The sequence below is a fragment of the Nocardioides terrae genome, from assembly GCF_900112345.1.
GTDB lineage: Bacteria > Actinomycetota > Actinomycetes > Propionibacteriales > Nocardioidaceae > Nocardioides > Nocardioides terrae.
In genome coordinates, this window is record NZ_FOLB01000001.1 from 115,432 (window position 1) to 128,869 (window position 13,438).

Consider the following 13,438-nt stretch of genomic DNA (forward strand, 5'->3'; position numbering starts at 1 on the left):
GGTCAGAACAGCGCCGACGCCAGCGCCTGGCGGCCCTTGAGGACGCGCGGGTCGTCGTTGCCGACCGCGGCGAAGAGCGCGATCAGGTGCTCGCGTGCGGCGTTGCGCTCGTCGCCGGCCGTCCGGCGGACCAGCTCGACGAGCCGCGCGAAGGAGTCCTCGACGTGGCCGCCGAGCAGGTCGAGGTCGGCGACCATGATCTGGGCGGCGACGTCGTCCGGGCTCGCAGCGGCGGCCGCGCGGGCCTCGTTGAGGTCGACGCCCTGCGTGCGCTGGAGCACCTTGGCCATGGCCAGCCCAGCGGCGGCCTCGGCGTCGGCGGGGTTGGCGTCGACGAGCTTCTGGTACTCCGCGACGGCGGTGTCGATGTCGCCGGCCTCGAGCGCCTCCTGGGCCGGCGCGTAGCGCGGGTCGAGCGCGGCGCCGCCGTCCGCGTCCTCCGGCAGCCCGGCCCGACGGCGCGGCTGATGACGGCCGGTGATGCCCTGGACCGTCAGCTGCTGACCGAGCTGGTTGAAGAACGCGCGCAGCTCGTCGATCGGCGGAGCGCCGGGGATCGGCTGGGTCGCCGGACGGCCGTCGAGGATGACATACATCAGCGGCACCTGCGGGATCTGCATCGCCTGGGCGATCTGCGGGTTCGCGTCGATGTCGACCAGACCGGCGAGGAAGCGGCCGTCGTAGTCCTCGACGATGGTGCTGACATCGGCGGCCAGCGTCACGCTCTCCGGCGAGCGGCTCGCGGAGTAGAAGACGAGGATGACCGGCGCCGCCATCGACGCCTCGAGGATGCCCTGGAACGACTGCTCGTCGACCTCGACGGTGTAGGAGCCGGTCGCCGTCGGCGAGCCGGACGCTCCGGGAGCACCCGAGGCGGAGGCGGGCGCGGCGGTGCCCGTGAACCCGGACAGGTCGATCGCACCGGGACGGGAGAACGGCTGCTGCGTCATGGCGCCAATCCTAGGGGCGGCCGACCGGCCCCGAGCAGGCGGTCAGCGGCGGCGTAGGGATCGCTCTCCCCGGCCGCGACCGACGCCGCGAGCTCGTCGAGCTCGCCCACCGCCCCGACCTCCCCCCAGCGCGAGCGCAGGCCGTCGAGGGCGATCGCCTCGATCTCCTCGCGTGCCCGGCGGGTACGTCGACGGGCCAGCTCTCCGGTCTCGGTCAGCCACCGGCGGTGCGCGTCGACGGCTCCGACCACCTCGTCCAGCCCCTCACCCGACTGCGCGACCGTCTTGAGCAGCGGAGGCTTCCAGGCGCCGTCCGGCCGGTCCGCGAGGGCGAGCATCCCGCGCAGGTCGCGCCGGACGGAGTCAGCGCCGTCGCGGTCGGCCTTGTTGATCACGTAGACGTCGCCGATCTCGAGGATGCCCGCCTTGGCCGCCTGGATGCCGTCGCCCATGCCGGGCGCGACCAGCACCATCGTGGTGTCGGCCAGCGCGGCGATCTCGATCTCGGACTGCCCGACGCCGACGGTCTCGATGAGGATCACGTCGAAGCCGGCCGCGTCGAGCACGCGCAGCGCCTGCGGGGTGGTCCAGGCCAGTCCGCCCAGGTGGCCGCGGGAGGCCATCGACCTGATGAAGACGCCGTCGTCGCTCGCGTGGTCCGACATCCGCACGCGGTCGCCGAGCAGGGCCCCGCCGGAGAACGGTGACGACGGGTCGACGGCGAGCACGCCGACGCGGCGCCCGGTCGCGCGCAGCTCCTTGACGAGCGCGTTGGTGGTGGTCGACTTCCCCACGCCCGGGGAGCCGGTGATGCCGACGACCATCGCGTTGCCCGCGTACGGCGCCAGCGCGGCCATGACCTCGCGCAGGGCGGTGCCCCCGCCGGCCGGAGCCTCCTCCACGAGGCTGATGAGACGGGCGACCGCCCGGGGGGAACCCCCTCGGGCGGCCTCCACCAGGTCGGCGACCCGGTCAGTGCGTCGCAAGACTCGTCAGTTGCCCGGGACCCGGACGATGAGGGCGTCGCCCTGGCCACCGCCCCCGCACAGGGCGGCGGCGCCGACGCCGCCCCCGCGGCGCTTCAGCTCCAGGGCGAGGTGCAGGACCACGCGGGTGCCGGACATGCCGACGGGGTGGCCGAGCGCGATGGCACCGCCGTTGATGTTGACCTTCGCGTCGTCGAGGCCGAGCTCGCGCGCTGACGAGATCCCGACGGCGGCGAACGCCTCGTTGAACTCGACCAGGTCGAGGTCGGTGGGCGCGATGCCCTCCTTCTCGCAGGCCTTGCGGGTCGCCTCGGCCGGCTGCAGCTGCAGGGAGGAGTCGGGGCCGGCGACCTGGCCGTGGGCGCCGATCTCGGCGAGCCACTCGAGGCCGAGCTCCTCGGCCTTCGCCCTGCTCATCACGACGACGGCCGCGGCGCCGTCGGAGATCTGCGAGGCGGAGCCGGCGGTGATGGTGCCCTCCTTGGAGAAGGCCGGGCGCAGCTTGCCGAGCGACTCCGCGGTGGTGTCGCCGCGCACGCCCTCGTCGGTCGAGACGACGACCGGGTCGCCCTTGCGCTGCGGGATGGAGACCGGCACGACCTCGTCCTCGAAGACGCCGTTCTTCCACGCCAGCGCCGCCTTCTGGTGCGACTGGGCGGCGAACTCGTCCTGCTCGGCGCGGGTGAGGTTCTGGGCCGCCGCGTTGCGCTCCTCGGTGAGCAGGCCCATCGCCTGGGAGGTGAACTGGTCGAAGAGGGCGTCGTAGGCCATCGAGTCGACGAGCTTCACGTCGCCGAACTTGATGCCCTCACGCGACTTGGGCAGGAAGTGCGGCGCGTTGGTCATCGACTCCATGCCGCCGGCGACGACGATCTCGCACTCCCCCGCGCGGATGAGCTGGTCGGCGAGCGCGATGGCGTTGAGCCCCGAGAGGCAGACCTTGTTGATGGTGATCGAGGGGACGCTCATCGGGATGCCGGCGTTGACCCCCGCGAGGCGCGCCGGGTTCTGGCCGGCGCCCGCCTGGATGACCTGGCCCATGATCACGTAGTCGACCTGGTCGCCGCTCACGCCGGCCTTCTCCAGGGCGCCCTTGATCGCGATCCCGCCCAGGTCGGAGGCCGACAGGTCCTTGAGACCGCCGCTCAGGCGACCGATCGGGGTGCGAGCCCCGGCGACGATGACATTTCCGGACATGTGGAGCCTCCAGTTCAGTGGCGAACAGCCCCGCCAACCTACCTACGGGTAGTCGCGATGGGGAGAGGGTGGCGGCCGGGCGTCGTGTAGCGCTCGTCACACATTCTGTCCCGTTCCCGGGGCACACACCACCATGGCCACCATGACCTCTCTGCAGATCCCCGAGCACCTCTTCACCGCGATCGACCACGTCGGCATCGCGGTCGCCGACATCGACGAGGCGATCGCGTTCTACGAGACGACGTTCGGCATGCGCCTGGCGCACCGCGAGGTCAACGACGAGCAGGGCGTCGCGGAGGCGATGATGGCCGTCGGCGACTCCGGCTCGTGCATCCAGCTGCTGGCCCCGCTCTCCCACGAGTCGACGATCGCGACGTTCCTCGACCGCAACGGCCCGGGCATGCAGCAGCTCGCCTACCGCGTCGTCGACGTCGAGCAGGTCAGCGAGATCCTGCGCGAGCGCGGCGTCCGGCTCCTCTACGACGTGCCCCGACGCGGCACCTCCGACAGCCGGATCAACTTCGTCCACCCCAAGGACGCCGGCGGCGTCCTCATCGAGCTGGTCCAGCCCCCGGCCGGCCCCGAGCACTGAGCCGCACCGAGCCGCGCCCGGCCGCCGTGGCTGAGCCGTAGGTCACACCGGCTACCCAGGCCTGTTACCCACCAGTAATGTTCCGGCCACCCGTGGGAACCGGATCATCCGAGCCCCGGTCCAGCCCCGACCCTGAACCCAGCAGGAGCCGACGTGCAGCACATCCTCGACGCGATCCAGTCCGGTGAGGCCACCAGCGAGGACTTCGCCAGCCTCCAGATCCCCGACCACTACCGGGCGGCATGCGTCCACAAGGACGAGGTGGACATGTTCGAGGGGATCCCGAGCAAGGAGAAGGACCCCCGCAAGTCGCTCCACGTCGAGGACGTCGCGCTGCCCGAGCTCGGCCCGGGCGAGGCGTTCGTCGCGGTGATGGCCTCCGCCATCAACTACAACACCGTGTGGACGTCGATCTTCGAGCCGGTCTCGACGTTCGGGTTCCTCGAGCGCTACGGGCGGCTCTCCGAGCTCACCAAGCGACACGACCTGCCCTACCACGTCGTCGGCTCGGACCTGTCCGGCGTCGTGCTCAAGACCGGGCCCGGCGTCACGAAGTGGAAGCCCGGCGACCGGGTCGTGGCCCACTGCCTGAGCGTCGAGCTCGAGTCGCCCGACGGGCACAACGACACGATGCTCGACAACGAGCAGCGGATCTGGGGCTTCGAGACCAACTTCGGCGGCCTGGCCGAGGTCGCGATGGTCAAGGCCAACCAGCTCATGCCGAAGCCCGAGCACCTGACCTGGGAGGAGGCCGCCTCCCCGGGGCTGGTCAACTGCACGGCGTACCGCCAGCTGGTCTCCAAGAACGGCGGTGCGATGAAGCAGGGCGACAACGTCCTGGTCTGGGGCGCCTCGGGCGGCCTGGGCGGCTTCGCGACGCAGTACGCCCTCAACGGCGGCGCCACGCCCGTCTGCGTGGTCTCCAACGAGGAGAAGGCCAAGATCGTGCGCTCGATGGGCGCCGAGCTGGTCATCAACCGCTCCGAGATGGACTTCAGGTTCTGGAACGAGGAGGGCACCCAGCAGAACCCGAAGGAGTGGCAGCGGCTGGGCAAGGCCATCCGCGAGCTCACCGGCGGCGAGGACATCGACATCGTCTTCGAGCACCCCGGCAGGGAGACCTTCGGCGCGAGCGTCTACGTCACCCGCAAGGGCGGCACCATCACGACCTGTGCCTCCACCACCGGGTTCATGCACGAGTACGACAACCGCTACCTGTGGATGAACCTCAAGAGGATCATCTCCAGCCACTTCGCCAACTACCGCGAGTCGTGGGAGGCCAACCGCCTCATCGCGAAGGGGAAGATCCACCCGACGCTGTCGCGGACCTACACCCTCGACCAGGTCGGCCAGGCCTCACTCGACGTGCACCAGAACAAGCACCAGGGCAAGGTCGGCGTCCTCGCGCTGGCGCCCGAGGAGGGGCTGGGCGTCCTCGACGAGGAGATGCGCAGCAAGCACCTCGACGCGATCAACCGGTTCCGTGGCGTCTGAGCCGCGGCGACACGGCCTGCGGTGAGGGACCCGAACAGCTGACCCGAGGGGTCGCGGCGATTGCGCTGCGACCCCTCGCGGTTTCGTGGGACCCTTCCATCCGCAAAGATGGGGGGCATCCGCGCGCACCGGTTGGGAGCACCGGCGCCTGAGGCACGAGACGCAACGGAAGAGGAAGCCGCCATCATGAGCGAACAGGGCCTGTCGATCTTCGACGACGAGCCGGAGCAGCCCGCCAAGCGGGAGGCCCGGGCCGATCAGGGCGACGACGCGACCCAGGTCCTTCCACGGGTCCCCGCGACGCCTGCCCCGCCAGCACCGCCGGCACCGCCGACCGCGCGGCCGGGCGCCGACGCGCCCCGGACGGCACCGGGCGCCGCACCCCTGCCGGTCGTGCGCCGTGGCGGCTACGACCCGGCAGCGGTCGACGCGCGCCTCAAGCAGCACGCGCAGGAGAACGCCGGCCTGACCAGCAGCCTCGCCGCCGCGCAGCAGCGGATCGCCGACCTCGAGGCCCGGCTGCAGGCGGCCGAGGCGCAGCTCGCCGAGAGCCAGACGCCGTCGTACGCCGGGCTGGGTGGCCGCGCCAGCGCGATGCTGCGCCTGGCCGAGGAGGAGGCCGGCGAGATCCGGTCCAGCGCCTGGGAGGACGCCGCCGGCATCCGGGAGCAGGCCCAGCGCGACGCCAAGACGATCCGGCTCGAGGCCCAGCGCGACACCGACCAGCTCCGCGCCGAGCAGAGCAAGGAGCTCGAGGAGCACCGCGCTCGGGTGACGACCGACGCCGAGCAGCAGCGCAGCCAGGCCAAGGCCGAGGCCGACGACCTGCTCGCCGCCGCGCGTCGCGCCGCAGAGCAGCTGCGCCTGGCCGCCGAGCAGGAGACCACCGAGATGCGCACCCAGGCGCAGCGCGAGGTCGAGCAGGCCCGCGCCGGCGCCGACCGCGAGGTGCAGGAGGCCCGCCGGATGCTGGCGGTCGAGAAGGAGCGGCTGGCCCGCGAGGCGACCGACTTCCACGCCAGCAAGCTGGCCGAGACCCGCCGCCTGGTGGAGGAGGCGGAGGCTCGCGCGGCATCGGCCGAGGATCGTGCCCGCACCGCCACCGCCTCGATCGCCGACGTCCGCCAGCGCGCCGAGGCAGACTCCGAGTCGCTGCTGACCCGGGCCCGTCGCGAGGCCGAGCAACTGCTCTCCGCTGCCCGTACGCAGGCCGAGCACATCGCCTCCGAGGGCACCAACGAGGCGGAGCGGTCTCTCGCCCGGATCAAGGCCGAGGTCGAGCGGATGAGCAAGCGGCGCGACGCCATCACCGCCCAGCTGTCCTCCCTCAACGACCTGGTCTCGCGGTTCACCCGCGACGACAGCGATGACACCGACGAGGACACCAACGAGGCCACCGACGAGGCCACCGACGAGGCCACCGACCAGGCCACCGACCAGGCCACCGACGACACCGCCGCCGGCTCGAGCGACACGCCCTCCGAGGACAACGTTTCGGCGTCGGGCGGCAAGGGCAAGGGCAAGGCGTGACGCAAGCCGGCGAGGACGAGCCCCCCGCGAGCGCGGAGGCCGTCCAGGCCGACCGGGCCACCGATGACCGGGAGCCGCTCAGCGCGGAGCACGAGACCGGTGACGACCTCGGCACTCCGGGGCCGCGGCTGTCGCGGCGGGCGCCGTACCTCGTCGGCTTCCTCGGCGGCCTCGGCCTGCTGAGCGCCATCGCCCTCGGGAACGCCGTCTGGTCGATCCGCGGCGTCCTGGTCCAGATCCTTGTCGCGTTCTTCATCGCCGCCGGGCTCAACCCGTCGGTGAAGTTCTTCGAGCGACGCGGCATGCGCCGATCCTGGGCCGTCCTGACGGTGATCGTGACCGTGCTGGTCGCGCTGGCGCTCTTCCTCGTCGCCTTCGTGCCGGTGATGACCGACCAGGTGCGGGCGATCAGCCAGAGCGCGCCGGACTGGCTCGACTCGCTGCAGCGCAGCCGGCGGATCCAGAAGCTCAACGACGACTACCAGATCATCGACAAGATCCGGGAGTACGTCACCGGAGGCGACTTCGTCAGCAGCATCTTCGGCGGGGCCCTCGGCGTCGGGCTGGCGGTGCTCGGCGCGCTGGCCAACACCTTCGTCATCACCGTGATGACGCTCTACTTCCTCGCGGGGCTCGACCCGGCGAAGGGCGCGCTCTACCGGCTCGCCCCAGCGTCCCGCCGCGAGCGGGTGAGCAAGCTCGGCGACCGGGTCATCGAGGGGATCGGCGGCTACGTCTCCGGCGCGTTCATCGTCGCGCTCTGCGCCGGGCTCTCCTCGCTCGTCTTCCTGTTCATCGTCGGTATGGGCGACTACGCGGTCGCTCTGGCGTTCGTGGTCGCGCTGCTCGACGTCATCCCGATGATCGGTGCGACCCTCGGCGCGGTCATCGTCTGTGCGATCGCGTTCGCCACCGACGTGCAGACGGGCGTCATCGCGGTGATCTTCTACGTCGTCTACCAGCAGGTCGAGAACTACCTGATCTACCCGCGGGTGATGAGCAAGTCGGTCGACGTGCCGGGCGTGGTCACGGTCATCGCCGCCCTCGTCGGCGCCGGCCTGATGGGCGTGGTCGGGGCGCTGTTGGCCATCCCTACGGCCGCGGCGCTGTTGATGCTGATGCGCGAGGTCTTCGTGCGTCAGCAGGACCAGAGTTGACGCAGGCTCAGTCTTCGACGGCGTCCGTCGGCTCGCCGCTCGCCACCACCCGCTCCTCGCCGAGCCGCACGGCGACGACTCCGGCGAGGATCAGCAGGCCGCCGAGGAGCTGCACGCCGGTCGGGAGCTCGTCGACGAAGACCCAGGCGAAGCCGACGCCGGCGACCACCTCGAAGAGCGCGATGAAGGCGCCCAGCCGTGCGCCGAGGAGGCGGCCGGCAGCGACTCCGGTCAGGTAGGCCACACCGCACGTCACCACCCCGAGCAGCACGACCGGCACCCACCATGCGGTGCGGTGACCGGCCAGCACGACGTCGGCCGTGCTCGCGCCCATCGGCAGCACGTGGACGAGGGCCAGGCCGCCCATGAGCACCGTGCCGAAGAGCAGTCCACCGGCCGCGAGGGTCACCGGCGGGAGTCCGCTGGAGTGGTCGGCGTTGACCAGGAAGTACGTCGCCGCGCCGGTCATCGCCAAGAGCGCCCAGGCGACGCCGCCGGCGTCGAGGCTGGCGCCGCCGGCCAGGTCGAGGACCAGGACGAGCCCGGAGGCGGCCAGCAGCGCGCCCAGCACGGTGACCGGCCCGGGCCGCTGCCCGTACCGGGCCCACAGCCAGCCGACGACGGCCGCCGGAGCGGTGTACTCGATGAGCAGCGCGGGCCCGACCTCCATCCGCTCGACGGCCATGAAGTAGCAGAACTGCGCGCCGGTGACGGCCAGCAGCCCGTAGGCGGTCAGCAGGCCGAGGTTGGCGCGCAGCACGCCCCAGCGGCCGCGGAGCGCCGCCAGCCCGAACGGCACCGCGACCGCGGCTCCGATCGCGGAGCGGACCAGCGCCGTCGTACCCGGCGTCCAGCCGGTGTCGAACAGCGAGCTCGCGAACGATCCGGAGAGGCCGAAGGTGAGGGCCGAGGCGAGCGCCAGCAGGATCCCTGCCGCCGTCCGCTGGCCGGCCGCGCCCTGCCCGGACACTGCCTCATCATGGGTCAAAGCGCTCATGGGTCATGACGCTACGAGCGGTTGTGTAACCTGTCAAAGTGGTTTTCGCCCATGACACGGAGATGTCCCTGCAGTCGGCCGTCGCGCTCGTGAACACGCTCGGAGAACCCACGTTGGACGAGGTCTCCGACCTCACCGACTTCTTCGCGACCCACGACTACACGGGTCGGCACGACCGCACCCGGTCCGAGCTGGACGACGTACGCGCGCTGCGACCGCGGCTGCGCGAGCTGCTGACCGCCGACCGTGACGCCGCCGTCGCCATCGTGAACGCGATGCTCGCGGAGCACCGCGCGGTCCCCCGCCTGGTCCGGCACCCACCGCTCGACTGGCACATCCACGCCGTCCCGGACGACGCGCCGCTGGCGACCCGGATCGCGGTGGAGACGGCGATGGCGATGATCGACGTCATCCGTGACGACGAGCTCTCGCGGCTCGGTGTGTGTGCCGACCACGACTGCGACGACGTCGTCCTCGACCTCTCCCGCAACCGCTCGAAGCGGTTCTGCTCGGTGGCCTGCGGCAACCGCAACGCCGTCGCGGCCTACCGCGCCCGCCAGGTCAGGGCAGCGGAGGGATGAACCGGTCGGGGGTCTCGATGAGCGCGCTCCCGGTGAGGACCGCGTTGACCCCGCCGACCGCCCACGACGTGACCGTCTCCCGGTCCAGCACGTGCTGCGTGCCGGTGGGGTCGGCGATGCTCGGGCAGGACATGTCGACGACGTAGTCGCGGAACGCTCCGCCGGTCCCCCTCAGCCGTAGCAGCGCCCACTCGCCGCCGCCCGGCGAGTAGCAGCTCGACGAGCCGAGCGGTGCGGCCGCGTCGACCGCTGCGACGAGGTACTTCGCGGCCCCCATCGACAGCTCCTGCTCGTAGACGAGGTCGTAGTCAAGGTGGGTGCTGGTCGCCCGGTAGGCGCAGACCGTCATCGAGACCGGCACGAAGTCGGGCGCCGTCGTGCCCGCGGGCGCGGGCGGGCTCTCGAGGAGCGGGTCGCACTCGCCGGTGACCTGGTGGGCCGAGGTCACGATCGACCGGCGCAGCGCGGCATCGTCGCTCGCGACCGAGACGGTCACGTCGCCGACCTCGACCGTCTGCCGAACCCAGCCGTCGCCGAGGTCGACGGTGCCCACCGGCACGTCACCGCCGAGCCAGACGTAGGGCGCCGCGGGCCGCCGTTGGAGGGCGGCGTCGTCGCAGGCCTGCGAGAGCTGCACCGGCCGGCCGACGTACGGCTGTCCCTCGTCCTCGAGCCGGCTGCCGTCGGCCTGGACCACTTGGCCGCCGCCGCACAGCGTCGGGTGGCCGCCCCGCGTGATCGGCGCCGAGCCCCAGCCCCACGTCACCGGGACGTAGACGGCGACGTCGTGCCAGACCTCGAGGCGGTAGCCGCCGGGCACCTGTGGGGCGACGTCCGACGGGCTCGGGCTGTGGCTGGCGCGCGGGCTGGGTGACGCGGCCTGGTCGACACCGTTCGAGCCGCTCAGGGCGACGCTCAGTCCGGTCCCGACCGCTACCACCGCCGCTGCCGCCGCCGCGACGGCCCAGCCGGACCGGCGGCGTCGCACGACCCCGCTGCGTGCTCGTTCCCGGACGCGGCGCACGGCCTCGGGTGACACCTCGGCCTCCCCGGCGAGGGTGGCCAGTCCGTCTCGGAACGCCTCCTCGAGCTCCCGCTCACGCATCGCGCTCCTCCTCTCCCAGCTCGCGGCGCAGCGCCTGCAGCGCCCGGTGCACGTAGGACCGCGCCGTCGCCTCGGAGCAGCCCAGGACCACGGCGATCTCCGAGTAGTCGCGGTCCTCGTAGAACCGCAGCGCCACGGCCGCGCGCTGACGGCGCGGCAGCGCCGCGCAGACCCGGCGCACCGCGTCGACGGTCGTCACCTGCTCGGCCGGGTCCGACCCCTCGGTGAGCGAGACGACGGCGACCGGCGACTCGCGCCGGCCCGACCGCCGCCACAGCGACACGTGGGCGTTGACGACCATCCGCCGCACGTAGGCGTCGGGGTCCTCTGCCCGCGAGATGCGGTCCCACCGGGGCAGCGCCCGCTCCAGGGCCGCCTGCACGGCGTCCTCGGCCTCGACCTGGCTGCCGGTCACGACGTAGGCGAAGCGCAGCAGGGACGGCACCCGGGCGCTCGCCCAGGCGTCGAAGCCGCCGGCCGTCGCCGGTCTCGCGTCGCCCACTGTCACATCCACGCACGACAGACGCCCCGGGGCGAGGTTTCGCGGCAGGGCGGCGCGGAATTTTCTGCTAGTCGCCGAGGAAGCGCTGCACCGTGGCGAGGAAGACGTCCGGCTTCTCCGAGTGCAGCCAGTGGCCGGCGCCCTTGATCGTCACCTTGCGGTAGTGCGGGAACCAGTGGCGCATCGTCTCGTCGTACGCCGGCTGGACGTAGCCGGAGGTCTCCCCCGCGAGCCAGAGCACCCGACCGGCGTACGGCTGGTGCCCGGCGAGCGCCTCGGCCGGCCAGCCCGACAGGACCGTCCCGTCGCGCACGATCGCCTCGAGGTTGGCCGCCCAGCGCCAGCCGTCCTGACCCTCCCGGCGCAGGTTCTGCAGCAGGAACGCGCGGATGGTCGGGTCGGACACCTGCTCGGCGAGGAGGTTGTCGGCGTCCTCGCGGCGCGCGAGCCGGGACAGGTCGAGGTCGAGGAGGATCCGGGCGTAGCCGAGCACGCCGTCGGTCGCGTCGGGGTCGTCGCCGTAGTCGACCGGCGACATGTCGGCGACGACGAGCCGCTCGACCAGGTCGGGGCGGGTCAGCGCGAGGACCATCGCCACCTTGCCGCCCATCGAGTGGCCCACCACCGTCGCGGGGCCCTCGGTCTTCAGCAGGGCCGCCACCTGGGCGGCCATGTCGAGGTAGTCGACGTGCTCGGTCCAGGCCGAGCGACCGTGGTTCGGCAGGTCGACGAGCGCGACGCGGTGCCGGTCCGACAGGCCCTTCGCGATCGTCATCCAGTTGCGACCCTGGCCGAAGAGCCCGTGCAGGAAGACGACCCGCGAGCCGGTCTCGCCGAGCCGCAGGACGTGGAGGTCACTCACGCCGTCTCACCGTCGTGCATCTTCCCCTCCTCCTCCAGCCACCGCTCCACCCGACGGTCGGGGACGAGCCACATCAGGGCCACGGCGACGAACGGGATGACGCCGAGCCACGGCTCGATGAAGGCCAGCCCGATGCCGCACAGGTAGAGGATCGGCGAGACCTTGCCCTTGTAGTCGGACCCGAAGACCTCGTCGAGGTGGCCGCTGGTCGGCAGGCGGCGGATCGTCTGGACGAGGAGGAAGTAGGCGATCGCGGCGCCGATGAGGTTCGCGCCGTAGACGACCGTCGGCGTCCGGGCGAGCTCGGTCTCGTCCATCCACCGCGTGGTGAACGGGTAGAGCGAGATCCAGAAGAGCAGGTGCAGGTTGGCCCAGAGCACCACGCCGTCGACGTGCCGGACGACCTGGAAGAGGTGGTGGTGGTTGTTCCAGTAGATGCCGACGTAGACGAAGCTGAGCAGGTAGGTGAGCAGGCTGATGCCGGTGGTGTCCCACAGGGCGTGCAACGTCGGATGGTGCGGGGTCCTCAGCTCCAGGACCATGATCGTGATGATGATGGCCAGGACGCCGTCGCTGAACGCCTCGAGCCGGCTGCTCTTCATGACGGCATCATCCCAGCCGACGTACGCCGGCCGGCGGAGGCGTCAGAAGTCGAACCCGTCGAAGACGTCGCCGATGCCGTCGCCGATCCCGCCGAACACGTCGCCGACCCCGTCGCCGATTCCCCCGACCATGTCGCCGACCCCGCTGCCGATCGCGCCGATCCCGTCGCCGAGACCCTCGGCCAGACCGCCGAGCCCCCAGAGGATGTCGTCGGCGAACATGCCGACGAACAGCCAGTCGAGCGGACCGAAGCCGGCGAAGTAGCCGCGGGCGTAGGGCTGGTACTGCCGGCCGCCCTGCCAGTAGGGCACCCGCTGGGGGCCGACCATGACCTGGCGGATGTCCGGCGCGGCGCCGACGCGCAGCCGGTCGGCGTCCAGCGCACAGGCAGGCACCTGCTTGACCGAGCCGTCGGGGAACGTCCACGGGACGTCGGTCTTGGAGATGCCGTGGCGGGGGTCGAAGAAGCACGGCGGGCGCCGCGTCGGCAGCTGTTCGCCCTTCACTCGCGCGCGGACGCAGTCGATGGCGTAGCGGCCGTCCTCGACGATGCTCGTCGCGTGGGAGACGTCCTCGGGCCGCGCCATCGCGTCCGCGGACTGCTTGGCCGACTCATAGGCGTCCAGCGCGCGCTGGTAGTCCGCCCGGGTGCCCTCGTCGAGCTCGACGCCGCCCAGCTCGAGATCGAGGGCCCGCAGCTGGTCCCCCAGGGCGGTGACGTCCTCGTAGGCCAGCTTCTTGACCGGCTCGAGCTCGCGGCGCTTGCGCTCGAGCTCACGCTTCTTGCTCGACCTCGACGCCACGACGGCGACGACGACGATGAGTGCTACGAGGATGAGGAACCCGGCCATGACGCCCAGCGTACGGCCGCCGCCCCAAGCC

At 72.0% G+C, this 13,438-nt stretch carries 14 protein-coding genes; 5 read left to right on the forward strand and 9 right to left on the reverse strand.

Annotation, left to right across the window (positions count from 1 at the left end; genetic code table 11):
- Positions 1–2: 2 nt before the first annotated feature.
- Genes BM236_RS00545 through BM236_RS00555 form a run of 3 tightly spaced genes read right to left on the reverse strand, consistent with a single transcriptional unit; the run spans position 3 to position 3,133 of the window.
- Entirely contained in the window at positions 3–950 is a 948-nt protein-coding gene (locus tag BM236_RS00545; RefSeq protein WP_091119016.1) for a co-chaperone YbbN, read from the reverse strand.
- Complete coding sequence (meaB, locus tag BM236_RS00550; RefSeq protein ID WP_091119019.1) at positions 947–1,936, reverse strand: methylmalonyl Co-A mutase-associated GTPase MeaB; 990 nt, start codon at positions 1,934–1,936, stop codon at positions 947–949. The genes BM236_RS00545 and meaB overlap by 4 nt, the downstream gene beginning before the upstream one ends.
- Positions 1,937–1,942: 6 nt before the next feature.
- Positions 1,943–3,133: an acetyl-CoA C-acetyltransferase gene (locus BM236_RS00555; RefSeq protein WP_091119020.1), complete on the reverse strand. Its 1,191-nt coding sequence runs from the start codon at positions 3,131–3,133 to the stop codon at positions 1,943–1,945.
- Positions 3,134–3,275: 142 nt separating this feature from the next.
- On the opposite strand from BM236_RS00555, the gene mce reads away from it, so the two are divergent.
- The 4 genes from mce to BM236_RS00575 all read left to right on the forward strand — a co-directional run bounded on the left by mce (position 3,276) and on the right by BM236_RS00575 (position 7,906).
- The gene (gene mce, locus BM236_RS00560; protein ID WP_091119886.1) at positions 3,276–3,725 is read left to right on the forward strand and encodes a methylmalonyl-CoA epimerase; all 450 of its coding nucleotides are present in this window, start codon (positions 3,276–3,278) and stop codon (positions 3,723–3,725) included.
- A 153-nt stretch (positions 3,726–3,878) separates the two neighbouring features.
- On the forward strand, positions 3,879–5,219 hold the full coding sequence (ccrA, locus tag BM236_RS00565) for a crotonyl-CoA carboxylase/reductase (RefSeq protein WP_091119023.1): 1,341 nt from the start codon (positions 3,879–3,881) through the stop codon (positions 5,217–5,219).
- Positions 5,220–5,405: 186 nt separating this feature from the next.
- The gene (locus tag BM236_RS18800; RefSeq protein WP_175507484.1) at positions 5,406–6,749 is read left to right on the forward strand and encodes a coiled-coil domain-containing protein; all 1,344 of its coding nucleotides are present in this window, start codon (positions 5,406–5,408) and stop codon (positions 6,747–6,749) included.
- Positions 6,746–7,906: an AI-2E family transporter gene (locus BM236_RS00575; RefSeq protein ID WP_091119024.1), complete on the forward strand. Its 1,161-nt coding sequence runs from the start codon at positions 6,746–6,748 to the stop codon at positions 7,904–7,906. The genes BM236_RS18800 and BM236_RS00575 overlap by 4 nt, the downstream gene beginning before the upstream one ends.
- 7 nt (positions 7,907–7,913) lie before the next feature.
- Here the strand turns inward: BM236_RS00575 and BM236_RS00580 are convergent, their stop codons facing one another.
- Positions 7,914–8,903, reverse strand: a complete 990-nt coding sequence (locus BM236_RS00580) for an EamA family transporter (protein WP_091119027.1) — start codon at positions 8,901–8,903, stop codon at positions 7,914–7,916.
- A 38-nt stretch (positions 8,904–8,941) separates the two neighbouring features.
- On the opposite strand from BM236_RS00580, the gene BM236_RS00585 reads away from it, so the two are divergent.
- A complete protein-coding gene (locus BM236_RS00585; protein ID WP_091119029.1) occupies positions 8,942–9,484 on the forward strand; it encodes a CGNR zinc finger domain-containing protein in 543 nt (180 codons plus the stop codon).
- Here BM236_RS00585 and BM236_RS00590 read toward each other — a convergent pair.
- The 5 genes from BM236_RS00590 to BM236_RS00610 all read right to left on the reverse strand — a co-directional run bounded on the left by BM236_RS00590 (position 9,465) and on the right by BM236_RS00610 (position 13,407).
- Positions 9,465–10,589: a hypothetical protein gene (locus BM236_RS00590; RefSeq protein WP_091119032.1), complete on the reverse strand. Its 1,125-nt coding sequence runs from the start codon at positions 10,587–10,589 to the stop codon at positions 9,465–9,467. The genes BM236_RS00585 and BM236_RS00590 overlap by 20 nt on opposite strands.
- Entirely contained in the window at positions 10,582–11,091 is a 510-nt protein-coding gene (locus tag BM236_RS00595; RefSeq protein ID WP_175507485.1) for a SigE family RNA polymerase sigma factor, read from the reverse strand. The genes BM236_RS00590 and BM236_RS00595 overlap by 8 nt, the downstream gene beginning before the upstream one ends.
- Positions 11,092–11,158: 67 nt before the next feature.
- Positions 11,159–11,953, reverse strand: coding sequence for an alpha/beta fold hydrolase (locus BM236_RS00600; RefSeq protein WP_091119036.1), 795 nt, complete (start codon positions 11,951–11,953; stop codon positions 11,159–11,161).
- The gene (locus BM236_RS00605; protein ID WP_091119038.1) at positions 11,950–12,555 is read right to left on the reverse strand and encodes a TMEM175 family protein; all 606 of its coding nucleotides are present in this window, start codon (positions 12,553–12,555) and stop codon (positions 11,950–11,952) included. Before BM236_RS00605 ends, BM236_RS00600 begins: the two co-directional genes overlap by 4 nt.
- Positions 12,556–12,597: 42 nt before the next feature.
- Positions 12,598–13,407 carry a hypothetical protein gene (locus BM236_RS00610; protein WP_091119039.1) on the reverse strand — a complete coding sequence of 270 codons (810 nt, stop codon included), beginning with the start codon at positions 13,405–13,407 and terminating at the stop codon, positions 12,598–12,600.
- Between the last annotated feature and the right edge of the window lie 31 nt (positions 13,408–13,438).